Raw genomic sequence first — 26,195 nt, 5'->3', positions numbered from 1 at the left:
AATATTCAGTATCCGCTGTCGGCGTCCGCCCGTCGGGCATCGGCTTCGCGGACCGCTTCGCAGAATTGGCGCATCAGCGCGGCGTCCTTGACGCCCTTGCCGATTTCAACGCCGGAACTCACGTCCACGGCACAGGGCCGCACGCGAAGCACGCCATCGGTCACATTGGCATGATTCAACCCACCAGACAAAACGACCGGACGGAGCACGCCTGACGGAATGAGAGACCAATCGAAAACCTTTCCACCTCCGCCATACCCCTCGACGTGCGCGTCGAGCAGGATGGCCTGGGCGCTGGAGTAAGACTGTGCAAAGTCTAACAAATCGAAGCCCGGCGTCATGCGCGCGGCGCGCAGATAGGGGCGCGTGGGGGCTTCGCACTGCGCGAGCGTTTCATCTCCATGGAACTGCAGCAGCAAGGTCGGGATGGCGGCGCAGGCCTCGGCGATCTGCGCCGGGTCCGCATTCACGAACAGCCCGACCGGCGTGACAAACGGGGGCAGGCGCCGCACCAGTTGCACCGCGCGCTCCAGCGACACATGCCGCGGACTGCGGGCATAGAACACCAGCCCGATGGCATCGGCACCGGCCGCCACGGCCTCGTCGACATCCTGTTCGCGGGTCAGGCCACAGATCTTGATGCGGGTCCGCGCAGTCTGGCTCGACGGCGGAAAATCAATCGAAACGCTCATTGGACGTTACCAGCGAGAAAAGGGAAACCGGGCGAGCAGTGCTCAGCGCTGCCAGCCGCCGGGCAGCCAGTCGAAGCCCGCCGTGCGGGTCGGCAGGCCATGGTGCGCATCGTAGCGGGGTCCGAGAAAGTACAGGCCGTCTGCGGCAAATGTCGGCGCAGCGCGTTCGCGCCGGCGTGAGGCGAGCACCTCGGCCACCCAGTCGCTCGAGCGCGTGCCGGTGCCGACCGCGATCAGGCAGCCCATGAGGTTGCGGATCATGTGGTGCAGGAAGGCCACCGCCTCGAAATCGAAGCGCCAGTAGGCTCCATGGCGCTCGATGGCGATCTCGCGCATCAGCTTCACCGGCGACAGCGCCTGGCAGTCGGACGAGCGGAACGCGGAGAAATCGTGTTCGCCGATCAGGTGGGCCGCGGCCCGGCGCATGGCCTCGGCATCCAGTGGCCGGAAGGTCCAGCCAACGGAGCCCTTCTCGATGGACGGCCGCACCGGCGACTCGACCACGATGTACGCATACCGCCGCCCGCGGGCGAGGTTGCGTGCATGGAAATCGTCACGGACCGGGGAACACCACTGGACCGCGATGTCGTCGGGCAGATAGCGGTTGGTGCCGCGCACCCAGGAGAACGGTTCACGGTCACGGTCGGTGTCGAAGTGGACCACCTGGTTGAGACCGTGCACACCCGTGTCGGTGCGACCGGCACACAGGGTCTGGATGGGCGCCACCGCGAACCGCGACAGCGCCTTTTCCAGATGGTCCTGAACCGTGCATCCGTCAGGCTGGCTCTGCCAGCCGTGGTAGGCGGTGCCGCGGTAGGCGACGCCTAGCGCGAGGCGCAAGGCGAATCACCTGCCCGGACACCGGCCAACCGGCGCATCACGCCAGCTTGTCCAGCATGGCCTGCGCCTTGGCACGCAGGTCGCCATCGGACTTCTCGATCACTTCCTGCAGCATGTCGCGCGCAGATTCGGCATCGCCGAAATCGAGGAACTCCTTGGCCAGCTCGATCTTGCGCGACAGCGGATCACCGTCTTCGCCATCGGTCAGCATCGGATAGGCATCCATGCCGCCCGACGAGGTCGTCGGCTGCAGATCGAAGTCGAGCGACAGGCCGCCCATGTCGATCTTCTGCAGATCACCCGCTTCGGTGATCGGCTCGCTGATCTCGGGCAGATCGTGCAGCTCGAAGTCGAGGCTGCTGTGGCCCGAATCCGCTGCCAGATCCTTCGCACCGGACTTGCCAGTGAAATCGAACGCGCTGGTGGTCGCCGCCACGGCCGCTGCCGCGGATGCCGTTGCTGCCGCGCCAAAGGCGACATGTCCGGTCGAGAACGGGCTCGACAGCGGCGGCAGCGAATCCATCGGACCCGGCACAGAGATATCGAGATCGATGGAGGCCGAGCTGCCCGACGGCGTGTCGGCACCCAGGTCGAAATCAGGGATCGCACTGTTCTCGAACCGGGACGGCGACGGCACCACCGACTGCGGCATGGTGCTGGCACCCAGCATCTCGCCGCCACCGGATTCCGAGGCGTAGCCGGAATTCGGCTGACCGCCCTGCTCGTACAGCGGGTTCTCCGGATCGATCGAGCGACCCAGTTCCTGCGCACGCACCCAGTCTTCGCCCTGGCCACCGGTCAAGCCATACAGCTCGCCCGCCAGCAGTTCATAGCCCTTGGTGTCGCGGCGCTTGGCGTAGACCTCCAGCAGCTTGGTGCGGATGGCGAGGCGCTCCGGATTGGCGCGCATCGCTTCCTTGAGGATTTCCTCGGCCTGCAGGTCGCGGCCGTAGGCCAGGTACACATCGGCCTCGGCGACCGGATCGACATCGCCGATCGCATCGATCTGGCTGAGCGAGTAGCTCATCGACGACGGCGTGCCGGCCGCGTCGCGGGTGTCGACGCGCTGGCCACCGCTGGCACCAAAGAACGAATCCGGCTGGAGACGGCTTTCCAGGAAGGACGTGACGCCGGCTTCGTCCTTGTTCTTGCCACGCAGACGGTAGTAGCCCAGACCGGCCAGGATCGCCAGGATCAGGCCAGCGCCCGGCAGCAGCATCGGGTTCTCGGACAGCGAATCGATCAGCGACGGCTCTTCGGTCGGTGTCGAGTCCATCGGCATGGCCGGACGCGACGCCGCGGGCGCGACCGGCGCGGCGGACGGTGCGCTGGCCACCACCACCGGAGCCGGAGCAGAGGCCACGACCGGCAGCGGATCCCTGGCAGAGGCCGCGGCCATCACCGGGGGGGCAGACGCTGGCGCCACTGGCGCCGAAGCCACTTCGACCGGCTTTTCCGGCGCCTTGCCGACGACGGCCGGACCGGAAGCAGCCGTAACCGCCTTGCCGGTGCCTGCTGCTGCCGCGCCGGAAGCCGCCTGCAGCTTCTTCAGTTCATCCAGATTGCGGGCCAGTTCAGTGACACGCGAACTGGCGTCCTTTTCAGCCCGTTGCTTGACGACGGTCTCTTCGGGCGCCGCAGTCTGGCCCTTGCCAGCAGTCTTCGGCTTGTCGAGTTGCAGCCGGTCCGGCTTGGCCGCGCCGGCCGAGCCACTTTCGACCACTTCCGTGCGGACCTGGCCGCCGGACTTGCGGGACGGCTCGACCGGTTTGGCTTGCTCGGGCACAGCCCCCGCCAGCCGCTGGCGGTAGGCATTGAAATTGGCACTCTGCGCATGCACGAGGCGGCGGGCCTCACGGGCACCGACGCTGCTCAACTGCTGTTCAGACGGCACGTTCAACACGGTCCCGGAACGCAGCCGGTTCATGTTGTTGCCGATGAAGGCTTGCGTATTGCCCTGGTACAGACCGACCAGCATCTGATCAAGGGAGATGCCCTCGACCTGCAGCTTGCTCGCCACGCTCGACAGGGTGTCGCCCGACTTGACCCGGTATTCCGCTCCGCTGCCCGCGGCCGCGGTGTCAGGCGCTGGCGCTGCGGCAGGCGCAGGCGCGACTGGCCGGCGAACCGGCGCCTTGGCGAGCGGCACCGGCTCGATCGTTTCGGTCGGAACGGGTGCTGGTGCCGAGCGCCTCAGCGCTTCCGCACGGGCGGCCGCCTCGGCAGCGGCACTGGCCGCCAGCTCCGCCTTCGTCGGGCGTGCAGGCGCGACCGCCACAACGGCCGGCGTCGCGGGCGCAGCGGGGGCACGTGCCATGGACGGCGGATCGAACAGCAGCGTGTATTCGCGCAGCAGTCGGCCGCTGGACCAGGACAATTCCAGGATCACATCGACAAACGGCTCCTGAACGGAGCGGTCGCTGGTGATTCTCAAATAGGGTGTGCCATCGGCACGGCGCTGCAACGACACCGCGGTGGACGGCAGAACGGCGTTGTAATCAACGCCGGCAATCCGGTAGGCATCCGGCGGTGCGACCCGCACGCGCAGATTGGCAGATTCGTCCGGCGTGAGGCTGGTGACGTCGATCTCGGCCCGCAGCGATTCACCCAAGGCGGATTGAACGCTCAAGCGGCCGAGACTCAAGGACCATGCCGACGGGGCCGCACCAAGTGCTGCCACCACCGCGACCACGGCCGCCACTTCTCTCAGAGCCAAACGCCCCGTGCGCTTCGTCTGGGTATTCAAGGCGTCTCCCAAGCTGCGAATCATGGAACCATTCCGTTTTTTCGCACCAGTCAATACGAGCAATAAGCGCTCAAAATGTCTGAAAAGACAATAGCATCAAGCAGATACAAAGACAAGCTCATGCTCTGCCTGACATTCCGAGCATCTCGCACGATTACCGTCTCTGAAAATATGCACGTTGCCACCGGGCAACGTGCATATCCCGGCAACGCTTACGCGTCCAGCAGGATGCGCAGCATGCGGCGCAGCGGTTCGGCCGCGCCCCAGAGCAACTGGTCACCGATGGTGAAGGCACCGACATACTCCGGGCCCATCGCCAGCTTGCGGATGCGGCCGACCGGAATCGTCATCGTCCCGGTCACCGCCACCGGCGTCAGATCACGGACCGTGGCCTCGCGGGTATTGGGCACCACCTTCACCCACTGGTTGTCGGCCGCGATCATGGCCTCCAGATCAGCGACCGGCACGTCCTTCTTCAGCTTGAAGGTCAACGCCTGGCTGTGGCAGCGCATCGCACCGACGCGCACGCAGAACCCGTCGACCGGGATCGGCGCCGAGTCGAAGCCCTCGCCGAGACCCAGGATCTTGTTGGTCTCGGCCATGCCCTTCCACTCTTCCTTGGATTGGCCGTTGCCCAGGTCCTTGTCGATCCACGGGATCAGCGAGCCGCCCAGCGGCACGCCGAAGTTCGCGGTCTCGGCCGAGGTCAGCGCACGCTGCTTGGCGATCACCTTGCGGTCGATTTCCAGGATGGCGCTCTTCGGGTCGTCCAGCAGCGCACGCACTTCGGCGTTGAGCGTGCCGTACTGCGTCAGCAGCTCGCGCATGTGCTGTGCACCACCACCGGACGCCGCCTGGTAGGTCTGGGTGCTCATCCACTCGACCAGCCCGGCCTTGTAGAGCGCGCCCACGCCCATCAGCATGCAGCTCACCGTGCAATTGCCGCCGACCCAGTTCTTGCCGCCCTTGGCCATCGCGTCCTGGATCACCGGCAGGTTGACCGGGTCCAGGATGATGACGGCGTCGGATTCCATGCGCAGCGTCGAGGCCGCGTCGATCCAGTGGCCGTTCCAACCCGCCGCGCGCAGCTTGGGGAACACCTCGGAGGTGTAGTCGCCGCCCTGCGCGGTGATGATGATCTCGCAGCGCTTGAGCGCCTCGATGTCATACGCGTTCTGGAGTTTCGTCTCGTTCTTCGCCATCGCCGGGGCGGTGCCGCCCGCGTTGGATGTCGAGAAGAACAGCGGCTCGATGAGGCCGAAATCGCCCTCGGCCTGCATGCGGTCCATCAGGACGGAGCCGACCATGCCGCGCCATCCGACCAATCCTACGAGTTTCATGTGATGCCCTTTCCGGTGTTCGACCTGCCCCGCCGACTCGCATCGCCGGGGTGAAGGTCTGGGCGAGACGAGGCGGAGCCGGTCAGCTCTTGGTAATGCCTTTAATGCCCTGGGTGACAGCAGCCACGACCGCGTCCCCCATCTCGCGCGTGCCCACTCGCGTCGTCCCCTCCGACCAGATGTCGGGCGTGCGATAGCCCTCGGCCAGCACAGCACGGACAGCCGACTCGATGCGGTCGGCGGCCTCGGGCTGTTGGAGTGAATAACGGAGCATCATGGCAGCGGACAGGATTGTAGCCAGAGGATTGGCCACTCCCTTGCCCGCGATGTCCGGGGCGCTGCCGTGGCTGGGTTCGTACAGGCCTTGGCCCTTCGCATTGAGCGACGCGGAGGGCAGCATCCCGATCGATCCGGTCAGCATCGCGGCCTCGTCCGAGAGGATGTCGCCGAACATGTTGCCGGTGAAGAGCACGTCGAATTTCTTCGGCGCCTTGACGAGCTGCATGGCTGCGTTGTCCACGTACATGTGGTCGAGCGCGACGTCCGGATACGCCTTGTGCACCTCGGTGACCACGTCCTTCCAGAACTGGAAGGTCTCCAGCACATTGGCCTTGTCGACGCTCGTCACGCGCTTGCTGCGCTTGCGGGCGGCCTGGAAGGCGACGTGCGCGATGCGCTCGATCTCCGGGCGGCTGTAGCGCATCGTGTCGAAGGCTTCCTCGGCGCCGGGGAAGTGGCCGTCGGTGGCGATGCGGCGGCCGCGCGGCTGGCCGAAGTAGATGTCGCCGGTCAGCTCGCGGATGATCAGGATGTCCAGCCCTGCGATCAGCTCGGGCTTCAGGCTGGACGCGCCGACCAGTTGCTCGTAGCAGATCGCCGGGCGGAAGTTGGCGAACAGGCCCAGGTGCTTGCGCAGACCCAGGATCGCCTGCTCCGGGCGCAGCGAACGCTCCAGCGTGTCGTACTTCCAGTCGCCGACGGCGCCGAACAGGATCGCGTCCGAGGCCTTGGCGAGGTTCAGCGTCGATTCCGGCAGCGGGTGGCCGTGGGCCTCATAGGCGGCGCCGCCGACCTTGGCCTCTTCCATCTCGAAGGGCAGGTCGAGCACGTTCAGGACGCGGACCGCTTCGGCGACGATTTCGGTGCCGATGCCGTCACCGGGGAGAACTGCGATTTTCATGGTCATGGGACAGTCTTTCTTGTCTTGATCAGGTTCGCGCGGCTCAGCCCACCAGACGGTGGTTCAGCCACGGCTTGGCGGCCAGGCGCTCGGCCTCGAAGGCGCGGATCTTGTCAGCGTGGCGCAGCGTCAGGCCGATGTCGTCGAAGCCGTTGGTCAGGCAGAACTTGCGGAAGGCCTGCACGTCGAACGGGATCTCCTCGCCGTCGCCCTTCACCACCACCTGCCGCGGCAGGTCGATCGTGAGCTGGTAGCCGGGGAAGGCGTGGACCTCGTCGAACAGTTTCGCGATCACGCTCTCGGGCAGCACGATCGGCAGCAGCCCGTTCTTGAAACAGTTGTTGAAGAAGATGTCGGCGAAGCTGGGCGCGAGGATGGCGCGGAAGCCGTACTGGTCCAGGGCCCACGGCGCGTGTTCGCGGCTGGAGCCACAGCCGAAGTTCTTGCGTGCCAGCAGCACCGAGGCGCCCTGGTAACGCGGCTGGTTCAGCACGAAGTCCGGGTTGGGCTTGCGCACGACGTGTTCCTGGCCGGGCTGGCCCACGTCGAGGTAGCGCCACTCGTCGAACAGGTTCGGGCCGAAGCCGCTGCGCTGGATCGACTTGAGGAACTGCTTGGGGATGATGGCGTCGGTGTCGACGTTGTCGCGGTCCATCGGCGCGACCAGACCCTTGTGCACGGTGAAGGCTTGCATGGTGGTGTTCCTTGAATCCGGTGAATCCGCCGCTCAGGCGAGGTGGCGCACGTCAACGAAGTGGCCTTCCAGCGCGGCCGCCGCGGCCATCGCCGGGCTGACGAGGTGGGTGCGGCCACCGGCGCCCTGCCGGCCTTCGAAGTTGCGGTTGCTGGTCGAGGCGCAGCGCTCGCCCGGCTCCAGCCGGTCAGCGTTCATCGCCAGGCACATCGAGCAGCCCGGCTCGCGCCATTCGAATCCCGCCGCCTTGAAGACCTTGTCCAGCCCCTCGCGCTCGGCCTGCGCTTTCACCAGACCCGAGCCCGGCACGACCATCGCCACCTTGACGTTCGCCGCCACCCGCTTGCCCAGCCGGCGCACGACGGCCGCGGCCTCGCGCATGTCCTCGATGCGGCTGTTGGTGCAGGAGCCGATGAAGACCTTGTCGACGTGGATGTCGGCGAGCAGCTTGTTCGGCTCCAGGCCCATGTACTTCAGCGCGCGCTCGATCGCGTCGCGCTTGACCGGGTCGCGTTCCTTGTCGGGATCCGGCACACGCTGGTCGATCGGCAGCACCATCTCGGGCGAGGTGCCCCAGGTGACCTGCGGAATGATCTGCGCCGCGTCCAGCTCGACCACCGCGTCGAAGGCCGCGTCCGCGTCGGACTGCAGCGTCGACCAGTAGGCCACTGCCTGCTCCCACTCGACGCCAGTCGGCGTGAAGGGGCGGCCCTTGACGTAGGCGATCGTCTTGTCGTCCACGGCGACCAGACCGGCGCGTGCACCGGCTTCGATCGCCATGTTGCACACCGTCATGCGGCCTTCCATGCTCAGCGCGCGGATCGCCGCGCCGCCGAACTCGATGGTGTAGCCGGTGCCGCCGGCGGTGCCAATCTTGCCGATGATGGCCAGCACGATGTCCTTGGCGCCGCAGCCCAGCGGCAGCTGGCCGTCGACGCGCACCAGCATGTTCTTGGCCTTCTTGGCCAGCAGCGTCTGCGTGGCCAGCACGTGCTCGACTTCGCTGGTTCCGATGCCGTGCGCCAGCGCGCCGAACGCGCCGTGCGTCGACGTGTGGCTGTCGCCGCAGACGACGGTCATGCCGGGCAGCGTGGCGCCCTGCTCCGGGCCAATGACGTGGACGATGCCCTGGCGGCCGTCCATGAACGGGAAGTAGGCCGCCGCGCCGAAGGCCTTGATGTTGGCGTCCAGCGTGGTGATCTGCTGGCGCGAGATCGGGTCGGCGATGCCGTCGTAGCCCAGCTCCCAGCCGGTGGTCGGCGTGTTGTGGTCGGCGGTGGCGACGACGGAACTGGTGCGCCAGACCTTGCGGCCGGCCAGACGCAAGCCCTCGAAGGCCTGCGGGCTGGTGACTTCGTGCACCAGGTGGCGGTCGATGTAGAGCACCGCGGTGCCGTCTTCTTCGGTGTGGACGACGTGTTCGTCCCAGAGCTTGTCGTAGAGGGTGCGTCCGGTCATGGGGGGCTCACGTTCACGGTAGGTGGAGGGCAAAAAGGAGGACAGAGAAATTCGACAAAGCGGCGCACGACCGCGGGCAGCACGTCCTGCTCGCGCACGCCAACGAGGTACTCGCGCTGCGCCCAGGGCTCGTCCAGCGCAATCCGGTTCAGGCGGAACAGCCGCGCCAGCCGCTCGGCCACGGCAGACGGCATCAGCGCGATCCCCAGCCCCGCCTCGACGAGCTGGGCGATGGCGTCAAAGCCGCGCACCTGCATCCGCGTGCGCAGCGCCCGACCCTGCTCGGTGGCCTGGGCCAGGATCATCTGCTGCAGCGCCGCGCCGGTGTGCTGACCGACGAAGTCGAAGTCGAGCAGTTCGTCAAAGCGCACCTGCGTCCGGCCGGCCAGCGCGTGCTCAGCCGGCGTGATCAGCACCAGCGTGCCTTCGCGGTAATGCCAGGTCTGCAGCCGCGACTCCAGCAGCGGCGGCACGAAGATGCCGACGTCCGCGCGCCCCTCCGCCACCGAGCGCTGCAGCTCGGCACTGGTCTGGTCTTCCAGCGTGATGCGGATGTCGGGATGGGCGCGCGAGAACGCCGCCAGATCCGGCGGCAGGCACTCCGCGATCGCTGACGCATTGGCGACGACACGCAGGTGGCCGCGGATGCCGCGCGAGTATTCGGCGACCTCGTCTTCCATGGCGTGCAGCGAGGCGTGCAGGCTGCGGATGTGGCGCACCAGCGCGTGGCCGGCGGCGGTCAGCTCGACCCCGCGGGCGCGGCGCTCGAAGAGCTGCACACCGAGGCGGGACTCCAGGTCGCTCAGCCGCTTGCTCGCCGCCGCCAGCGCGAGGTGCTCGCGCTCGGCGCCGCGCGTGATGCTTGCCGTCTCGGCGATCGCGAGGACAAGGTTGAGCGTGACGAGATCGAAGCGCATGGGGCGCCTATCTTGCCCCAAGCCGACCGGGGGGACGGTCGGCAATCAACGAGTGAGCCTTCGTTCAGCGCGAAGGATCGACCCACCGGCGCAGGCGCGGCCCGAACGGCCGCTCGACCACCACGTGCAGCACCCAGGCCGCCGCCGAGACGACCAGCAGCACGCCCGTCACACGGACCGGCAAGGACAGCCCGGACCCGCGCCAGGCGGCGAGCAGCATGTAGCCGATGTTCTGGTGCAGGAGATACACCGGGTAGGTCAGCAGGCCCGCCGCCTTCGTCAGCCCCGAAGCAGCCAGTTGCCAGCGCCGCGCCGCGATGAGCGCGAAGACCCCGAAGAAGCTGAGCAGCAGGCCCGCCACGACCCAGCTGTTCCGGGACGATCCATCGGCCGCCCCGCGGGCCAGCTGGTCCGGCGCCGTCCCGTAGGCCAGCGCCAGCAAGAGACTGCACCACAGCAGCAGGTAGCGCTGGCGGGTCAGCCCGTCCTGCCGGACCAGGCGAAACACGATGCCGGCCGAGAACAGCGGCGCCCAGTCCAGCGCCAGCCAGAGCGTCGGCAGGTACATGCGGCGCATGAAATCGACCAGCGACAGCAGCAACCAGCCCATCAGCAGCGCCTCGATGCGGGCCATCGAGCCGGTCCACAGCACCACCACGATCATCAGATAGAACTGGAGTTCGACGCCCAGCGACCAGTAGGCCCCATCGACCAGTTCCACCCCCAGCCGCAGCGGGAGCAGGTGCATCAGCATCGTGAGGTTGATCAGGACATCGCGCGGGCTCACGCTGAACAGTGGCGAGGCCAGCGCCCACGCGAGCCCGGCCGTCATGCAGACCGCCACCCAGTACGCCGGATACAGACGCGCCACGCGGGACGCGACGAACGCCCGCACCGTCATGCCCTGCGCCGAGGAAAAGACGACGTAGCCGCTGATGATGAAAAACAGATCCACGCCCAGATAGCCGTAACGCGCGATCTCGGACAGCAGCGACCCCACCCGGTCCGTGATCCAGTCGTCCTGCTGCCCCCGGTACAGGAAATGGAACAGCACGACCGAAATACAGGCCACGCCACGCAGCAGATCGATCTCGTGGCTGCGCTCCGGCTTCTTGCCTATCTCCATCTCCATCTGTGTCATCGTCGGGCCATTCCTTGGAAACGGCCACATCGTAACCAGATGTGACAAATTCGCCATTGCAGCCAAATGAAGACAAACCAGAGGAAAAGACCAGCCTCAGTCGCCACAAAGCAAAAACCCCTGTGACCCGAAGATCACAGGGGTGATGCGCATGAAAGCTCTTTGGCGGAGACGGAGGCCGCCGATTGCCCGCATCAAGCTACACCAGACCGCACCGCTAAGTCACTGTCCCCATTGGGAAATACTGGATTGCTTGCACCAATAGGCACCACCTCATATCCTTCAATCACTTTTTCTATGGTGGATTGGAAGGTGGCACATGCCAAAGCGAGCGAAGGACTTGACGGCGGTAGAGGTGAAGCGCATCACGGCGACCGGCTGGCACGCTGTCGGCACGGTGGCCGGTCTCGGGCTGAAGGTGTCGCCCACTGGAACCCGTGCATGGGTGCTGCGCGTTGTGGCCGGCACCAAGCGCCGCGAGATCGGCTTAGGCGCGTTCCCGGATGTGACGCTGGCCGATGCCCACGCAAAGGCCCGCGTCATCCGTGCGGAGATCGTGCAGGGGATCGACCCAGTAGAGAAGCGCCGCGAAGCCCGTAGCCTGCTGATCGCCGCGCAGACGGTGGGCATGACGTTCGACCAGTGTTGCGCCGCCTACATCAAGGCGCACCGCGACGGCTGGAAAAACGCCAAGCACGCGCAGCAGTGGGAGAACACCCTGGCGACCTATGCCGGCCCGGTGATCGGCGCCATGCTGGTTCGTCACATCGAGGTGTCGCATGTCCTGGCTGTCCTTGAACCGATCTGGCGCGACCGCACCGAGACGGCCACCCGCCTGCGTGCTCGGCTGGAACTGGTGATCGACTGGGCAACCGCCCGCGGCGAGCGTGAGGGGCTGAACCCTGCCCGATGGCGTGGACACCTGGACAAGCTGCTTCCGAAGCCGTCCAAGGTGGCAACGACCGGGCATCACGCCGCACTGCCCTGGCGCGAGATCGGCCCGTTCATGGTCCGCCTGCGCGCTGCCGAGGGAGTCGGCGCCCGCTGCCTGGAGTTCGCCATCCTGACCGGCGCACGCTCAGGCGAAGCGAGGGGCGCCACCTGGAGCGAGATCGACACCGAGGCCCGGACATGGACCATTCCCGCCGACCGGATGAAGGCTGGCCGGGAACACCGCGTCCCCCTGTCCGATGCCGCGCTGGCGCTGCTGGCCGGTCTACCGCGCATCGTCGGCAACGATCTGGTGTTCCCTGCCCCGCGTGGTGGCGTGCTGTCCGATGCGACGATGGGCGCCACCCTCAAGCGGCTGGGCGTGCCGGTGACGGTCCACGGTTTCCGCTCCACCTTCCGCGACTGGTGCGCCGAGTCCACCAGCTACCCGCAGCACGTCGCCGAGATGGCCCTGGCGCACACCATCGGCGACAAGGTGGAAGCCGCCTACCGGCGCGGTGATCTGTTCGAGAAGCGCCAGCGCCTGATGAGCGAGTGGGCGAGCTGGTGCGCACGGACCACGACCGCCGAGGTGATCGGCATCGGGGCTGCGCGTGCCGCCTGAACGTCATGCCGCTGGCCGGCGCCACCGAGGTGCTGCTGGCCGACCGGCAGAAGAAACAAGGTGTTGCGCGATGCCGTTGCACGTTGTCATCTGCACGCCAGATCGACGGCGACCGAGTGTTACGCCTGGACGGCCAGCCCACCAGAAAAGGCCCGGTACGGTGTCCTTCACGTGTGGGAAGTCACGGCGGTGGAGCGAGTCGCCACGATTGGCCGCTGGCAGTCCACGACAAGTGCTCGTCATCGGTGGCGTTACGCCGCGCTGCGCCTGTTACGGCCCCGCGACCTCGTGCGGGACACCATGAGCACATGCACCACGACACCCAACCGGATACAAGCCGACACCAACCGCCCCTAGGAGCGATCACCGCGCCCCGTGATCTGATCGTTTCGCCTCGGCACGATCTACATGCACCACGACACCCAGCACCACGAGGAACCAATTGATGAAGCGCCAGCCCACCCTTGACCTGACCACCTTCGCCACCGCGCCCGACGATGCCCGCGTTCGCATAGGTACCACCGCCGCGCTGTACGGCGTGAGCGCAAATACCGTTTGGCGACGCGTAAAGGCGGGACTGATCCCGAAACCCCACCGGGATGTGGGCACCACGTACTGGAAAGCCGGCGACCTGCGCCGCGCCCTGGCTGGGACGGCGCAGTGCTCGCCCCAGAAGTAAGAAGGCCCGCTCAGTCCTGGCTGGGACTGGCGAGCCGTGTTCAACAAAGCCGAGATGAACGGAGAGATCTTCCCATGATCCGCCCCCACGATCAACACCGCGCCGCCATGGCGCATCTCGCCCGCATCGGGTAACCCGGACCACCACCATGAAGAACGCCTTCATCAAGGTGCAGCCGCTGCATTGCCCGATGCCGACCACCCCCACCCTGAACAGCATCGTCATCGTGCAGGACGGCCAGCCCGTCACCACGACCGAGCGAGTAGCCGCCGCCGCCGGACTGCGACACAAAAACGTGCTCGCACTGGTCCGTGAGCATCTGGCGGACTTCGAAGAGTTCGGCGAAGTCGCGTTTCGAACGCGACTTAACCCCCAGGGCTCGCCCACCGAGTACGCCGAGCTGACCGAACCTCAGGCCGCGCTGCTGTTCCTGTACCAGCGCAACACCGAAGCGGTTCGAGCGTTCAAGGTGCGGATGGTCAAGGACTTCGCCCGCGCCACCGCCGAGCTGCAGCGCCAGCGCGCCACCTCAGGATGGTCTGCTGTCGCCCAGCTCGCCAGCCTGGACGCCGAGCGCCAACAGATCGAGGCGTGCGCCAGCGATGCCGCCCGCACGCTCGGCAAGCTGCGCAGCCTGCGCAGGCTGAACGACCTGGAATCTGCGCCACTGCTGGCGCTGGTGCAGCGCGATCTGTTCTCGATCGAGCAAGGCGGTGCCGTATGACCGCGCGCCTGATCTACCTCGTGCAGCGAGCCGCCGCCGCCGTGCTGGTCCTGCTGCCCGTGCTGCTGCCCGGCTGCTGTGTGCTGGGTGCCGGGACATGAGCGCCGACCCCTTCAACAACGTCGCGTCGGCGCTTGAGCAGCGTGGCCGGGTCCGCTACTTCGGGTCTGGTCAGTTGCGCGCCGCCTGCCCGGTCTGTGGCGAGCGCAACACCAACACGTTCAGCGCGAAGGCCGGCGATACCGGCGCCGTCCTGGTCAAGTGCTGGAAGAGCGAATGCACCCCGGCGCAGATCGCCAGCGCGCTCGGCTTGGAAGTCACCGCCCTGTTCCCGCCCCGTGAGCGTGAAGCCGGCAAGGCCGCCAGCGCGCCGCGCCGTGTCGGGATGCTGCCGCCCATGCAGGCCCTGGAGCTGATCGCCGCCGAGAGCTTCCTGGTCATGGTCGCAGCCGAGAACCTGAGCAACGGCCACGTGCTGACCGACACCGACCGCGAGCGACTGCGTGAAGCCGCCGCACGCATCCGATACCTGACCGACGAAAGCCAACGATGAGCCGCCCCGATTACAAGAGCCTGGACGCTGCCGCCGCCCTGGTGGACACGCAGATCCGCGCCAAGCACCGCCCCGGCGCCGAGCCGCCCGAGTGGATGGATGACGTGCCGAGCGAGCCGGCGACCAGCGCCAGCCGGCCACGCAGCGCCGCGCAGGACGGCGTGATCCTGACCCGAGCGTCAGACCTCAAGATCACGCCGATCCTGTGGCTGTGGCGGTACTGGCTGGCCGCTGGAAAGGTGCATCTGCTGGCCGGTGCGCCCGGTCAGGGAAAGACCACCATTGCCTTGAGCGTGGCCGCCACGGTGACGACTGGCGGACGCTGGCCGGACGGTTCACGCTCGCCTGTCGGTAGCGTGCTCGTCTGGTCCGGCGAGGATGACCCCGCCGACACGCTCGCCCCCAGGCTGAAGGCGATGGGCGCCGACATGGACCGGGTTCACTTCGTCACGGGTGCCCGTGTCGATGGCGAGCCTGTGCCATTCGATCCGGCGCGCGACATGGTGCAACTGGCCGCAGCCGTGAAAGCCATCGGTGACGTGCGCGTGTTGGTCGTCGATCCGATCGTGAGCGCTATCGCTGGCGACAGCCACAAGAACAGCGAGGTCCGGCGAGGGCTTCAGCCGCTGGTCGATCTGGCTGCCGAGATTGGCGCCGCCGTGATCGGTATCAGCCACTTGTCCAAAGGCACAGCCGGACGTGACCCGACCGAGCGCGTTACCGGGTCGATCGGCTTCACCGCCGTCGTGCGGCTGGTCTGGCTGGCCGCCAAGGTCCGCGGGCTGGACGGCGAGGACCGGCGGGTGCTGGTGCGCTCGAAGTCGAACCTCGGCCCGGACAACGGTGGCTTCGCGTACAGCCTGGAACAGGTCGAGGCGATACCCGGTGTGATCGCGTCGGCTGTGACTTGGGGCGAGGCCCTGGAGGGATCAGCGCGCGAGCTTATGGCGGAGGCTGAAGCCGAAGAAGAGACGCCGGACGGCACCGCGAAGGCGGACGGAATCGACGAGGTACTGATTCGATTCATTGGCCGGGACATGGTGCCGAGCGAGGCGATCAAGGCACGGCTGAAGGCTGAAGGCTTCTCGGACAAACAGGTGCGAGCCGCCCGCCACCGCATCGGGATCGTGGTGAAACGATCCGGTTTCGGCAAGGAAATGTCTTCGTACTGGAAGCTTCCCGACTCCACCGAGATCCCGGACGACGCCCATTCGTGCCCTTCCGGTCCCATTCGTGCCCATTCGTGCCCTTCAAATAGTGAGGGCACGACTGACACGAATGGGCACGAATGGAGAGCAGAGGGCACGAATGGCACCAGTGGTGAGGCGCTGTGATGGGCGCCGCTGACATCCTTGGCCGCCTGCGTGACCGTGGCCTGACGCTCGCTCCACTGCCGGACGGGCGCATCCTCGCCAGCCCAAGCGACAAGCTCACCGACGCCGACCGCGCCCAGATCCGCGCCCACAAGCGCGAGCTGTTGGACCTGCTGCAGCGCCAGCGACCGACCCGGTTTTATGGTGGAACGGCAGTGCCGCGCCCGAGCGTTCTGGACCTGTGCGGACTGTCCGAAGCCGAGATCACATGCATGGTCCAACGGGTCAACGTCGCCCGCCGAGCCGGCTACAGCCTGGACGACGCCGAGCAGATCGCCGACCGCCTGCTGTGGCGCGATCGGACCCTGATCGACATGCACGCATGCCTTGAGTGCGCCCGTCTGCGTGGCAGCGGCTGCACCGCTCGCCCACCTCAGCAGTTCACCCATGGCGCGGTCCATGAGCTGATCCGCTGCCCCGCCTTCACCCCGACCGCCAAGGACTGACCCGACATGAACCCGAACCTGACCACTCCGCAAATCATCCCCGCCACCGCCGGCACGAACCTGTTGATCGCCGACGCCGACGCGCTCGCCTTCTGCGCAGTACCCGTCATCGCCTGGAGCTGCACGCCGCCCCGCGAAGGGCACGCCGCCCGCGCCGAGCCCGTCACCCTGGCCGGTGACGACGCAGAGCTGGACACGCATGCATGGGCTGTCCGGCACCACCACGGCGTCGTGGAGATTCCCGGAGCTGGGATCTACCCGAACGCCGATGCATGGCTGGCAGACCTGCGCGCCTGCGCCGCTGCCTGAACAGGCCCCCACATCACGCACCAAGGAAACGCCATGAGCCTCACCGTCGCCGATACGGGCACCACCCACCGCATCGTCCCCGCTGGCGTCCATCTCGCGCGCTGCTTCCGCCTTGTCGATCTAGGCACGCAACCGGAGGTGTTCGAAGGCGAGCAGAAGATGATGAAGAAGCTTCGCGTCGAGTTCGAGCTTCACGGCGAGGATGACGCCGGCCAGCCACTCACCCGCGACGATGGCCGACCGCTGACCATCGGCCTGGAGCTGACCGCATCCCTCGGCAAGAAGGCGAAGTTGCGCGCGCATCTGGAGAGCTGGCGCGGTCGCCCGTTCACGCCCGAAGAGCTGCTAGGTTTCGACATGGCTCGGCTTCTGGGCGCCTATGGCCTGTGCAACGTCACGCACCGCACCAGTGGCGCAGGCAAGGCCTATGCCGCAGTGAGCAGCCTCAGCCCGCTGCCTGCCGCGATGCGTGCCACGAAGCCGGCGCCGATCCTGCCGAACTGCATCCTTGACCTGGACGACTTCGATAGCGCGGTGTTCGAGGCCCTGCCCGAGTGGCTGCAACAGCAGATTGACCAGAGCGTGGAGCGCCGCCGCGTGCTGTGCATGCCAGACCCAGAGCCCGCGCCAGCCGCAGATCCTGACGGCACGCCCGCCGACATGGACACGTTCTGACGAGGTGCAGCATGGGAACGCATAGCCGCAACAAGGGCGCAGCCGGCGAGCGCGAGCTGGTCGGACTGCTGCGAGAGCTGACCGGTCTGGACATTCGCCGCCGTGTCTCGCAGTACAGCCAAGACACCGACCTCGTGGGCGTACCGGGCTGGGCAGTGGAGTGCAAGCGCCACGCCCAGGTGGACCGGGCAGACCTGCGCAACTTCTGGAACCAAGCTGTCCGGCAGGCCCGCGGGGTCGAGATCCCTGTTCTGTTCGTGCGCCGCGACCGCGACGAGTGGCGCGCGGTGTGGCCGCTGGCCGCGGTGCTGGGCGTGCCGGTGGAAGGCTGGCTCGATTACGGGATGGCGACCGAGGGGACGCTGTCCGCATGGGCTGCAGTCTTCCGGGAGACGGATGCCGCCAGCGTGCTGACCCCACCCCCCGGGTCGCGGGTCCTTTGTGGTGATTCACCCGCGGGTAATTCGGCCCCCGCTCTTCCGCTGTTCTGCAGCCCCTCCTAGGGGGGTTCTGGTTTTAACGCGACATCAGCGCCGGGCACGACCTGACCGGCACCGCCCCCACCTCAAGGCCCGCCACCGTGCGGGCTTTGCCGCGTCTGCGCGATGCCCTGAAACCGAGGGCGATTGCTGGCGCTGCTGGCTGGCGCCGACCATCTGGAGGATGTGCGCGAGATGGTCCGCCGCTGGCGCTGCTGGACGACACGGTGCTGGCCGGCGGTGCCCAGGCCACCGTCGTGCTGCTGATCGACCTCGTGCAGCTGCCGGACGACGCGGTGCTGGCCGGCGGTGCTGGTCGAGATCCTGGCCGCCGTGGTGCTGCTGGCCGGCGGTGCTTGGCTGTTTCGGCTGACTGCTACCCGTTGACCAGCGCCAGCTCGTCGCGGCTGGTGTTGCCCGAGCGCATCGGGTCAAGCATGTTCCGGGATGGTGGGCGCGATGGTGGAAGACCCGAACTGGCAAGAAAAAAGCCCAAGTGAATCAATCACTTGGGCCAGATCCTGGCGGAGACGGAGGGATTCGAACCCTCGATGCACTTTTGGTACATACTCCCTTAGCAGGGGAGCACCTTCGGCCACTCGGTCACGTCTCCGGCGAAGAGATGAGACTATAGCGCAAATCTGGCGGTCCTGTAAACCGGTCTGCCGAACACTGTCCTCGTCAGGGCGCGCCACCAGGATCCAGCGGAATCGGCTTGCGGGCATCCGCCTCGAAATAGTCGCGCGTGAAACGGAAACCAAAGGGTGCGCCGAGGTCATTGGCCGCATAGCGCTGTCCGGGCTGGTACTGCGCCTGGGACCAGCCCAGACCACCGACCAGCAAGCCGCCACCCGCGCGCACGAACTGCTCGATCGAAGGAACATCGCGGGTCGCGAAATCCGGCGGTGGATCCCAGTCGCTCGAATACCAGAGCACGGCCGCGCAGCGCAGATCTGCGTCCAGCGCACCGGGCTGCACCTGCGCAAACCCCCACCCGCGCTGCTGGATGCGCAGGCGCATCTGCCGCACCTCGGGCGCGGACACGTAGCTGCCCGGCCAGAACAGGATGGTTGGCTGGGCCGGGCAACCCGCGGCCGCCTTGGTGCGCAGCAGCCAGCGCAGCGCGTTTTCACCGAACTGCAGGTTGTCGCCACCGGGCCGGATCTCGTCATCCCGGAGCACGCCATCGTGGGCATAGACCAGCACATGGCCCCGACCGTACTCGCGCGCCACCATGAAATCCCGCGACGCCTCGGCGCCGTCCCCATAGCGGACAACCCCAGCCGGGACGCGGCTGATCGACATCCATGGCGCGCCATCCCCCACCGCCGCGTCGGGCGTCGTGCATCCGGGCAGCACACAGACACTGCCCGGCTTGGCAACTCGCAGGTAGAGCTTCATCGAGGAGAGCAGGCTGCGCACCGAACGTTCCTTCTCGCTTTCGGCCTCCGCGGATTTGAGGGTGGCGCGCGTCGCCTCGGTCTCTGCCCGGCCCTTTTCGACCCAGGCCAAGCCGCTCAGTCCCAGCAGCGACACGCCCACGGTGCCGGCGATCGTCCAGCCCACACGGGCGCGCAGCCTCTTGCGGGCCACGCTCTTGCGGAGGAACTCCACTTCCTTCGCATTGAACCAGTGCGTCGGCTGCTTGAGCGCCGGGGCCAGCAGCGCCAGATCCGGGTTGGTGTTCCAGAGGTAATCGGCATCCCCGGTCTTGCCGAACTCGATCGCCGCGGCGTTCATCTTGGCGCCCAGGATCAGCCGGTCCTTGCCCACGGCGTGGATCCATTCGTGCAAGGTTTTCCAGGCGCGCACCAGTGCGTCGTGGGCCGGCTCGATGTAGTCCTCGCCGCGGACGATCAGCCGGGCCTCCACCAGACGCTCCAGCACCTGCCCGACCCGCGCGTTTTCATCGTCCAGAAACACCAGATCGTCCATCCCCACCCGCTTGCTGGCAAGGTCACCTTCCACCGACACCATGCGCAGCATGAGCATCCGCATCGTGTTCTTCTGCGCCGGATCCAGTTCGGCCAGCAGCGCGTCGGCCCGGGTGCGCAGCGCGCCCATGACACCCCCGAGCCGCTGGTAGTCATCGCCCCGCAGCGCCCGGTCCGAGCGGCCGCTGCTGCAGTAGGCCTCGTAGAGTTCGTTGAGCGCGTACGACAGCAGCGGCATCGCCCCCGGCGACTGCACCACCTCGGCGAGGATGTCGTCCACCAGCTCCGGCGGATCGAAGACCAGCACCTCCTGCACCATCGGCAGCTCGATCACCTCGCGCAACTCCTCCAGGCTGAACGGCGGCACCGTGCAGCGTCCGGCCATCCAGTGCGTCTTCAGCTCGCCGGTGGTGAACTGCGGCTCGAAGTCGGCCCGCACCGTCAGGATGATCCGGTGGATCCCCCCTTCCCCATCAATCAGCTGGTGCAGCCGCTTCAGGAACTGCTGCCGCTCCTGGTCGTCGCTGCAGCGGGTGATCAGTTCCTCGAACTGGTCGATCACCAGCACCGCCCTGGTCGGCTCGATGCCGGCCAACGCCTCGGTCAGCACGGCCACTGGATGCACCCCCGGCCGGATCACCGGCAGGATCTCGAATCCGGCGGCCCGCAGCACCGGCAACAGCCCCGCCTTCACCACCGACGACTTGCCCGTGCCGGACGCCCCGCTGACCACCAGCAGCCGGCAGCTTTCGCTGCGGGCACGCAGGTCCTCGATGACGCGGTCGCGGCCGTAGAACAGCAGCCGGTCGTCCTCGTTGAACGACGCCAAGCCCATGTAGGGACTGCGCCGCGGGATCGGCGGGAGATTGAGGATGTTGTCCGGGTCGAGGAAGATGAACTCGCCCTTGTCGTGCTTCTGGAGCGGAAAGAAGCCCGGGGTCTGGCGCTGGCGCTGCCCGGAAGCCAGGGTCGCGGGCTCGACCCGGTCACGCACATAGGCGTACAGCTCGGTCGCGGTGATGACGCCGTCGCCCTCGCGGTCGGTGCGGGCATCGGCCATGCCGCAGAGTCCGTCGAACAGCGCCAGCGCGAAGGGTGAATGCGCCGCCGCGTCTCCGGACGGGCCGGCGGTACCCCGTGCCCCGGTCGCCTGGCCGTTCAGCACGTCCAGCGCCTTCTGGTCGTAGGCCGCCGAGGTGATCACCTGCCACGCGGGATCGAGGATGAAACGGTCGAAGCGCTCCTTGTAGATTTTCTTCGGCATCAGCGTGCCGATGGAGCGGTGCAGCGTCGACCAGCGGAAGGCGCCGGAAAAGCAGCAGTCCAGGATCAGCAGCAGGTGGCGGCACGGCAGTGCGTTCAGGGCCTGCTGCAGATCGGCCATGGGCACGAAGGTCGAGGGATCGTCTCCGTGCGCATCGGCCGGCACCAGATAGCCGGCCGGCCCGTCCTCGCCGTCGGCCGGGATGCCGTGGCCGGCGAAATAGAACAGCACCCGGTCGTCGCGACCGACTTCTCGCGGCAAGGTGGTCTGCAACAAGGCTCGGAGGTCGGCCCCGGTGGCATCCAGCAAGGGCGGGTGGACCTGGAACCCCTGCTGCGTCGTCAGCACCTCCGCCAGGCGGCGGGCATCGGCCACTGCCGTGCGCAGCGGCGACAGGTGCTGGTAGTGGTCGATGCCGATGAGGAAGGCGTGGTGCCGGTGAAACGGCAGCGTCCCCGGGCGCCCGGACGCCGCCGGATCGGGCGAACTCATGGACCGCCGACCTGCCAGCGCACGTCCCGCAGTGCCGCCTGCCCGGGCGCCGACACGAAGTAGTTCAGGTGGTGGCAGGCGACGTTCCGGACCACCGGCGCGACCGCCCGGCCAGGCCCGACCCCGAGAATGCTCGGCACGCCCACCGCGATGTCATTGGGCTGGTTCGCGAACAGCGCCTCGAAGAGCGGGCCCTTGCCGACCTTGGCCAGCATCCGGGCAAAGAAGGCGTCGGAGGGTTCCTGGTAGGCGTCCACATCCCCCGCCAGGATGGTGTAGGGGATGCCGGGATCGGGACTCGCGTTCAGGGTGCGGATGAACTCGGAGTCCGGGTCCATCTGCTCCAGCGTCGGCGTGACCCGCTTCGAGCGGTTCAGCAGCAGCATCACCGCGCTGCTGAAGGGCACCAGCAGCGGCACATAGTTGAGCGACAGCCCGGTCAGCACGCCCAGGATCTTGCGCGCGCCGTCGAACTTGCCGAAGGGCGAGCCGTGGTTGGGTGTTCCGCACAGGACGAGGTGGTCCACGACCTGGTTGCCGCCTTCGCGCTCGATGAACCAGCGCGACACCAGCCCGCCCATCGAATGCACCAGCAGGGTCAGGCGCTTGCCGTCCCCGGCCTGCAAGCCGACCGCCGCCAGATCGGCCTTGAGCTGCCGCGCGGTGTCGGCAATGGGCGTGCTGAGGTTCTCGTAGTCGTAGGTCAGCACCAGATCGAAGGTCCGGTCCAGCCCGCAGGCCTGCACGCCCGTGGCCATGCCCTCGGTGTCGCCGATGATGCCGTGGACCAGCAGCAGGATGTTCTGCGCCGCGGCGACCCGCTCCGCCACGCCGCCCTTCTCGTAGCGGAAGCTGCCGTCCGGATCGAACTCGAGCCGGCGCAGCTGGTTGACGCTGCTCTGCCGCAGCCAGGTCTTGAAGAAGTACAGCTTGAGCGAGCCACCCAGGCTGCGCCGCCGGTCGCCGATGCCCGGCAGGTGGTCGACGGTGACATGGGTGTTCCCCTCGTCGTCCTGCGTCGACTCGCCGCCCAGGTAGACATGCTGGCCATCGCTGACCAGCGCCAGCAGGCCCTCGTCCGGCTGCAGCGGCACCTTCAGCACGATGTCCAGCGGCTCGTCCGCCAGTGCAGACCCCTGCTGGATGTCCGTCAGTTCGAGGATGTTCTGCGGCTCGCCGCGGGTGGTGGAAAAGTTCAGCAGCGACAGGCCCTGGCGCGCGAAGGCCTGGCAGAAATCCGACGACGCCCCGACACCGCGTGATGCCGCCTGCGCCGACGCCAGACTCACCTGCGCCTTCACCTTGGAATGGGCCTTCACGACGATCTGACCGCCTGCGATCGACAGGTCCTGCGGCCCCACGGCGTCGAGCGGCCGCACGACGCGGATCCGCAACTCCCGGGTGAACCATTCGTTCTGGTGCACCAGCTTCGGGCGAGACCGGACGCTGCCGATGCTGCGGGTGCCGGCTTCCGCCCGAACATCCCGTGTCGGCGACACGATCTGCCCCAGCTCCAGATCCTCCTGGCTGAGCAGGAAGTCGTCGATCTGCTCGGTGCTGACGATCAGCTTGAAGCGCTCGACCGACTCGTTCTGGCCGTCCTCCAGGAAGAAGTAGTCGTCGGGCTTGGCGCCCCAGAGCGTCGCCCAGCCACCGCCCGGCTCCACCGGATCGTTGGACAGGATGTGGATGCCGAACGCGCGCGAGAAATACACCAGCGCCAGATGCAGGGTCTGCGCCGTGCGGTTGCGGGCGCGGATCGCCCCGCGGATCTCGGCCCAGTCGCTGCCGGTCTTCACCAGATCCAGCACGATGTCGTCGCCGGGGTGGACATGGTCGGCGGCCCCGGCCACCCGCTCGGTGAACTGGAAGTCCACCCGCGCCACGTCCATCGCCGTGGCCGGGTTGCGCAGGCCGAGGCTGCGCTCCCACTGCGCCACCTGCCGCAGCGCGGGCAGCAAGGCATCGGCCGCCTGCTCCGCACCGCCACCCAGTCCGGCGCCCTGGATGAGCAGATCCGTCTCGCGCTGCAGCAGGTGCAGCTGGCGCGCTTCCGCACGCAGCAGATACGCCCCCGCCTGCGCAACGTCGGTGAGCGCGGCACCGACCGATCCATCGGCATCGAGCGCCTTCTGCAGGGCCGTGCGCTGGTCGGCGCTGCCTTCGAAGGCCACCAGCAGCGGCGCCACCGGCAGGCTGGTGATTTCGGCCCGGTAGCGCACCGAGGTAGCACTCTCGAACCCGAGCGTGATCTCGCTCTTCTGCGGCCCGACCTGCACCGTGCTGGCGCTGCCCGCGACCCGTGCCTGGTCGTCCTCGGGATACAGACGCAGCGTGACGGGCTGGTCCGGATCGGTCGGCACACCCTGGATCGCGCCGGCGTCCATCTTCCAGCGCCCGTGATCGGCGTAGACGCTGTAGCGGCGGGCGGTCTGCGAAGCGCTCCGGCCGAGGAAGCCGCTCGCCGCGCTGAAGCCGCCCGCTGTCTCGAACTGCGGATTCTGGTCATCCGCCCGGCTGCGAACGGCCGCGCGGCAACGCACGAACAGGTCCGCGTAGGTCAGGTCGCTGCCCGACTTGTCCAGCACCTCGATCAACGTGCTGGTGAAGACCCCGCTGTTGTCGGGCGACTCCTGCGCGAGCTGCGTGCGCTCGCAGGCGGCCAGCAGGATGTGCGGGCTGGTGGGAATCCAGAGCGGTGTGCCGGACTTCGCGAGCCGGTCATAGTGGCCGTCGAGGTAGCTCTCCAGCGGCCGCTCCCGCGTGACTTCGTGGGTGACCCGTGGGCGCAAGCCTCGAAACGCATCGACGCCCCGGGTGCCGGAGCCGGAGTGGCAGCAATCGAGGATGACGGCGACATGCGCGCCCCGCCCCGACACTTCGGCGATCAGGACAGCGAGTTCCTTGTCCGCCAGGTCGTAGCCGCCGGGCTGGCGGCTGTCCACGCAGACCAGGCCCTCGTCCTTGCCGTCGGGGTAGAAATCGTGGAACGCCGCGGCCGAGGCCCAGCGCGCGCCGTGGCCACAGAAATGGAACACCGCCACATCGCCCGGCCCCGCCTTGCCCAGGTGTTGGCGAAAGGCGCGGATGAGCTTATCGCGGGTCGCATCGGCGTCCTTCAGGACTTCGATGCCGAGGCGGGAGGAGTCGAAGTTCCGGACGAGGTAGTCGCGGAAGTGGTCCACATCGTTCACGCAACCGGACAGGGCGCCGACGTCCGGCGGATAGGCGTTGATGCCGACCAACAGCGCGTGGACCTGACTGGACATGGTGCTCTCTCCTGCCGCAATGCACGCAGGTTAGATCCGGAACGGCCACTGGGAACACGCGGGTTCCACAACCCTGATGACGTCGCGGCCGGGCACCGCGCCTGAAAAACAAAAACGGAGCGCGGGTGAGGCGCTCCGTCGTCAGGGACCACCCGAATGGATCAGGCGGGTTCGCCGTCCAGACCGAAGGCCTTGTGCAGGGCACGCACGGCCAGTTCCATGTACTTCTCGTCGATCACGACCGAGGTCTTGATCTCGCTGGTGGTGATCATCTGGATGTTGATGTTCTCGTCGCTGAGGGCACGGAACATCGTCGAGGCCACGCCAGCGTGCGAGCGCATGCCGATGCCGACGATCGAGACCTTGCAGATCTTGGTGTCGCCGACCACGGCCGCCGCGCCCAGCGCCGGCACCACTTCGGACTTCAGCAGCTCGAAGGCGCGCTGGTAGTCGCTGCGGTGGACGGTGAACGAGAAATCGGTCTTGCCGTCGTGCGAGACGTTCTGGATGATGACGTCCACGTCGATGTTGGCCTCGGCCACGCGGCCCAGGATGCCATAGGCGATGCCGGGCTTGTCCGGCACGCCCAACACGGTCAGCTTGGCTTCGTCGCGGTTGAACGCGATGCCCGACACAACGGCTTGTTCCATCTTCTCGTCTTCCTCGAAAGTGATCAGGGTGCCCGACTTGGCTTCTTCCTCGATGGCGATGTCCCACGGGGTGAAGCTCGACAGCACGCGCAGCGGCACACGGTACTTGCCCGCAAACTCGACCGAGCGGATCTGCAGGATCTTGGAGCCCAGCGAGGCCATCTCCAGCATCTCCTCGAAGGAGACGGTGGCCAGGCGGCGGGCTTCCGGCACGACCCGCGGGTCGGTGGTGTAGACACCGTCCACGTCGGTGTAGATCAGGCACTCGTCGGCCTTCATCGCCGCAGCCACAGCGACCGCCGAGGTGTCCGAACCACCACGACCAAGCGTGGTGATGTTCATGTCCTCGTCGACGCCCTGGAAGCCTGTGATCACGACCACGCGGCCGGCGTCCAGGTCGGCGCGCACGCGGGCGTCGTCGATGCTCTGGATGCGCGCCTTGGTGTAGGCCGAGTCGGTGCGGATGGGCACCTGCCAGCCGGAGTAGCTGACGGCGTCCATGCCTTCCGCCTGCAGTGCAAGCGACAGCAGACCGACCGACACCTGCTCGCCGGTGCAGGCGATCATGTCGAGTTCGCGGGTGACGGCCGCCGTCTGGACAGACGGGGACACTTCGCGGGCCAGGCCGAGCAGGCGGTTGGTCTCGCCGCTCATGGCGGAGGGCACGACCACCAACTGGTGGCCGGCGCGGGCCCACTTGGCCACGCGCTTGGCGACGTTGCGGATGCGCTCGGGCGAGCCCATCGACGTGCCGCCATACTTGTGAACGATCAAAGCCATGGGGT

General features: G+C 67.3%; 22 protein-coding genes and 1 tRNA gene. 10 read left to right on the top strand and 13 right to left on the bottom strand.

Going from position 1 to position 26,195, the window contains the following annotated elements; all coding sequences use genetic code 11:
• Nucleotides 1–5 precede the first annotated feature (5 nt).
• The 9 genes from AABN02_RS02225 to AABN02_RS02185 form a co-directional block, all read right to left on the bottom strand.
• Complete coding sequence (locus AABN02_RS02225; RefSeq protein ID WP_338413292.1) at nt 6–692, bottom strand: phosphoribosylanthranilate isomerase; 687 nt, start codon at nt 690–692, stop codon at nt 6–8.
• 42 nt (nt 693–734) lie between these two features.
• On the bottom strand, nt 735–1,532 hold the full coding sequence (truA, locus tag AABN02_RS02220) for a tRNA pseudouridine(38-40) synthase TruA (RefSeq protein WP_338413291.1): 798 nt from the start codon (nt 1,530–1,532) through the stop codon (nt 735–737).
• A gap of 37 nt (nt 1,533–1,569) precedes the next feature.
• A complete protein-coding gene (locus AABN02_RS02215; protein ID WP_338413290.1) occupies nt 1,570–4,161 on the bottom strand; it encodes a FimV/HubP family polar landmark protein in 2,592 nt (863 codons plus the stop codon).
• Nucleotides 4,162–4,490: 329 nt separating this feature from the next.
• Nucleotides 4,491–5,618: an aspartate-semialdehyde dehydrogenase gene (asd, locus tag AABN02_RS02210; RefSeq protein WP_338413289.1), complete on the bottom strand. Its 1,128-nt coding sequence runs from the start codon at nt 5,616–5,618 to the stop codon at nt 4,491–4,493.
• An 82-nt stretch (nt 5,619–5,700) separates the two neighbouring features.
• Nucleotides 5,701–6,798: a 3-isopropylmalate dehydrogenase gene (gene leuB / locus AABN02_RS02205; protein WP_338413322.1), complete on the bottom strand. Its 1,098-nt coding sequence runs from the start codon at nt 6,796–6,798 to the stop codon at nt 5,701–5,703.
• A gap of 43 nt (nt 6,799–6,841) precedes the next feature.
• On the bottom strand, nt 6,842–7,492 hold the full coding sequence (leuD, locus tag AABN02_RS02200) for a 3-isopropylmalate dehydratase small subunit (RefSeq protein ID WP_338413288.1): 651 nt from the start codon (nt 7,490–7,492) through the stop codon (nt 6,842–6,844).
• 33 nt (nt 7,493–7,525) lie between these two features.
• Complete coding sequence (leuC, locus tag AABN02_RS02195; RefSeq protein WP_338413287.1) at nt 7,526–8,950, bottom strand: 3-isopropylmalate dehydratase large subunit; 1,425 nt, start codon at nt 8,948–8,950, stop codon at nt 7,526–7,528.
• Nucleotides 8,947–9,867: a LysR substrate-binding domain-containing protein gene (locus AABN02_RS02190; protein ID WP_338413286.1), complete on the bottom strand. Its 921-nt coding sequence runs from the start codon at nt 9,865–9,867 to the stop codon at nt 8,947–8,949. Before AABN02_RS02190 ends, leuC begins: the two co-directional genes overlap by 4 nt.
• A 64-nt stretch (nt 9,868–9,931) precedes the next feature.
• Entirely contained in the window at nt 9,932–10,999 is a 1,068-nt protein-coding gene (locus tag AABN02_RS02185) for an acyltransferase (RefSeq protein WP_338413285.1), read from the bottom strand.
• A 328-nt stretch (nt 11,000–11,327) separates the two neighbouring features.
• Here AABN02_RS02185 and AABN02_RS02180 point away from each other — a divergent pair, with 328 nt between their 5' ends.
• The 10 genes from AABN02_RS02180 to AABN02_RS02135 all read left to right on the top strand — a co-directional run bounded on the left by AABN02_RS02180 (nt 11,328) and on the right by AABN02_RS02135 (nt 18,301).
• Nucleotides 11,328–12,563, top strand: coding sequence for an integrase arm-type DNA-binding domain-containing protein (locus tag AABN02_RS02180; RefSeq protein ID WP_338413284.1), 1,236 nt, complete (start codon nt 11,328–11,330; stop codon nt 12,561–12,563).
• 445 nt (nt 12,564–13,008) lie between these two features.
• Nucleotides 13,009–13,242, top strand: a complete 234-nt coding sequence (locus AABN02_RS02175; RefSeq protein ID WP_338413283.1) for a transcriptional regulator — start codon at nt 13,009–13,011, stop codon at nt 13,240–13,242.
• A gap of 148 nt (nt 13,243–13,390) precedes the next feature.
• On the top strand, nt 13,391–13,966 hold the full coding sequence (locus tag AABN02_RS02170; protein WP_338413282.1) for a Rha family transcriptional regulator: 576 nt from the start codon (nt 13,391–13,393) through the stop codon (nt 13,964–13,966).
• Between the two features lie 97 nt (nt 13,967–14,063).
• On the top strand, nt 14,064–14,519 hold the full coding sequence (locus tag AABN02_RS02165) for a hypothetical protein (RefSeq protein ID WP_338413281.1): 456 nt from the start codon (nt 14,064–14,066) through the stop codon (nt 14,517–14,519).
• Nucleotides 14,516–15,853, top strand: coding sequence for an AAA family ATPase (locus tag AABN02_RS02160; protein WP_338413280.1), 1,338 nt, complete (start codon nt 14,516–14,518; stop codon nt 15,851–15,853). The genes AABN02_RS02165 and AABN02_RS02160 overlap by 4 nt, the downstream gene beginning before the upstream one ends.
• The gene (locus AABN02_RS02155; protein ID WP_338413279.1) at nt 15,853–16,338 is read left to right on the top strand and encodes a hypothetical protein; all 486 of its coding nucleotides are present in this window, start codon (nt 15,853–15,855) and stop codon (nt 16,336–16,338) included. The genes AABN02_RS02160 and AABN02_RS02155 overlap by 1 nt, the downstream gene beginning before the upstream one ends.
• 6 nt (nt 16,339–16,344) lie before the next feature.
• Nucleotides 16,345–16,647 (top strand): hypothetical protein, encoded by a 303-nt coding sequence (locus AABN02_RS02150; protein WP_338413278.1) that lies wholly within the window; start codon nt 16,345–16,347, stop codon nt 16,645–16,647.
• A gap of 33 nt (nt 16,648–16,680) precedes the next feature.
• Nucleotides 16,681–17,322, top strand: a complete 642-nt coding sequence (locus tag AABN02_RS02145; protein ID WP_338413277.1) for a hypothetical protein — start codon at nt 16,681–16,683, stop codon at nt 17,320–17,322.
• An 11-nt stretch (nt 17,323–17,333) separates the two neighbouring features.
• A complete protein-coding gene (locus tag AABN02_RS02140; RefSeq protein ID WP_338413276.1) occupies nt 17,334–17,825 on the top strand; it encodes a hypothetical protein in 492 nt (163 codons plus the stop codon).
• A gap of 77 nt (nt 17,826–17,902) precedes the next feature.
• Nucleotides 17,903–18,301, top strand: a complete 399-nt coding sequence (locus AABN02_RS02135; RefSeq protein ID WP_338413275.1) for a hypothetical protein — start codon at nt 17,903–17,905, stop codon at nt 18,299–18,301.
• A gap of 22 nt (nt 18,302–18,323) precedes the next feature.
• Here AABN02_RS02135 and AABN02_RS02130 read toward each other — a convergent pair.
• From AABN02_RS02130 to AABN02_RS02115, 4 genes are all read right to left on the bottom strand, one after another.
• Nucleotides 18,324–18,414: transfer RNA gene (locus AABN02_RS02130), tRNA-Ser, on the bottom strand.
• Nucleotides 18,415–18,482: 68 nt separating this feature from the next.
• On the bottom strand, nt 18,483–21,491 hold the full coding sequence (locus AABN02_RS02125; protein ID WP_338413274.1) for a caspase family protein: 3,009 nt from the start codon (nt 21,489–21,491) through the stop codon (nt 18,483–18,485).
• A complete protein-coding gene (locus tag AABN02_RS02120; protein WP_338413273.1) occupies nt 21,488–24,760 on the bottom strand; it encodes a caspase family protein in 3,273 nt (1,090 codons plus the stop codon). The genes AABN02_RS02125 and AABN02_RS02120 overlap by 4 nt, the downstream gene beginning before the upstream one ends.
• A gap of 161 nt (nt 24,761–24,921) precedes the next feature.
• A complete protein-coding gene (locus AABN02_RS02115; RefSeq protein WP_338413272.1) occupies nt 24,922–26,190 on the bottom strand; it encodes an aspartate kinase in 1,269 nt (422 codons plus the stop codon).
• Nucleotides 26,191–26,195: the final 5 nt, after the last annotated feature.

It is taken from the genome of uncultured Sphaerotilus sp. (assembly GCF_963924895.1).
Taxonomy (GTDB): domain Bacteria; phylum Pseudomonadota; class Gammaproteobacteria; order Burkholderiales; family Burkholderiaceae_C; genus Sphaerotilus.
The sequence above is the reverse complement of the archived record's forward strand: the minus strand, read 5'-3'. Positions and strand labels throughout refer to the sequence as shown.

Excerpts from the sequence above, each read along its gene's own strand:
- AABN02_RS02150 (WP_338413278.1), top strand. The coding sequence starts at position 16,345 with ATGAACCCGAACCTGACCACTCCGCAAATCATCCCCGCCACCGCCGGC.
- AABN02_RS02160 (WP_338413280.1), top strand. The coding sequence starts at position 14,516 with ATGAGCCGCCCCGATTACAAGAGCCTGGACGCTGCCGCCGCCCTGGTG.
- asd (WP_338413289.1), bottom strand. The coding sequence starts at position 5,618 with ATGAAACTCGTAGGATTGGTCGGATGGCGCGGCATGGTCGGCTCCGTC.
- AABN02_RS02120 (WP_338413273.1), bottom strand. The coding sequence starts at position 24,760 with ATGTCCAGTCAGGTCCACGCGCTGTTGGTCGGCATCAACGCCTATCCG.
- leuD (WP_338413288.1), bottom strand. The coding sequence starts at position 7,492 with ATGCAAGCCTTCACCGTGCACAAGGGTCTGGTCGCGCCGATGGACCGC.
- AABN02_RS02190 (WP_338413286.1), bottom strand. The coding sequence starts at position 9,867 with ATGCGCTTCGATCTCGTCACGCTCAACCTTGTCCTCGCGATCGCCGAG.
- AABN02_RS02175 (WP_338413283.1), top strand. The coding sequence starts at position 13,009 with ATGAAGCGCCAGCCCACCCTTGACCTGACCACCTTCGCCACCGCGCCC.
- AABN02_RS02115 (WP_338413272.1), bottom strand. The coding sequence starts at position 26,190 with ATGGCTTTGATCGTTCACAAGTATGGCGGCACGTCGATGGGCTCGCCC.
- AABN02_RS02165 (WP_338413281.1), top strand. The coding sequence starts at position 14,064 with ATGAGCGCCGACCCCTTCAACAACGTCGCGTCGGCGCTTGAGCAGCGT.
- AABN02_RS02125 (WP_338413274.1), bottom strand. The coding sequence starts at position 21,491 with ATGAGTTCGCCCGATCCGGCGGCGTCCGGGCGCCCGGGGACGCTGCCG.
- AABN02_RS02170 (WP_338413282.1), top strand. The coding sequence starts at position 13,391 with ATGAAGAACGCCTTCATCAAGGTGCAGCCGCTGCATTGCCCGATGCCG.
- leuC (WP_338413287.1), bottom strand. The coding sequence starts at position 8,950 with ATGACCGGACGCACCCTCTACGACAAGCTCTGGGACGAACACGTCGTC.
- leuB (WP_338413322.1), bottom strand. The coding sequence starts at position 6,798 with ATGAAAATCGCAGTTCTCCCCGGTGACGGCATCGGCACCGAAATCGTC.
- AABN02_RS02155 (WP_338413279.1), top strand. The coding sequence starts at position 15,853 with ATGGGCGCCGCTGACATCCTTGGCCGCCTGCGTGACCGTGGCCTGACG.
- AABN02_RS02185 (WP_338413285.1), bottom strand. The coding sequence starts at position 10,999 with ATGGAGATGGAGATAGGCAAGAAGCCGGAGCGCAGCCACGAGATCGAT.
- AABN02_RS02145 (WP_338413277.1), top strand. The coding sequence starts at position 16,681 with ATGAGCCTCACCGTCGCCGATACGGGCACCACCCACCGCATCGTCCCC.
- AABN02_RS02180 (WP_338413284.1), top strand. The coding sequence starts at position 11,328 with ATGCCAAAGCGAGCGAAGGACTTGACGGCGGTAGAGGTGAAGCGCATC.
- AABN02_RS02140 (WP_338413276.1), top strand. The coding sequence starts at position 17,334 with ATGGGAACGCATAGCCGCAACAAGGGCGCAGCCGGCGAGCGCGAGCTG.
- AABN02_RS02225 (WP_338413292.1), bottom strand. The coding sequence starts at position 692 with ATGAGCGTTTCGATTGATTTTCCGCCGTCGAGCCAGACTGCGCGGACC.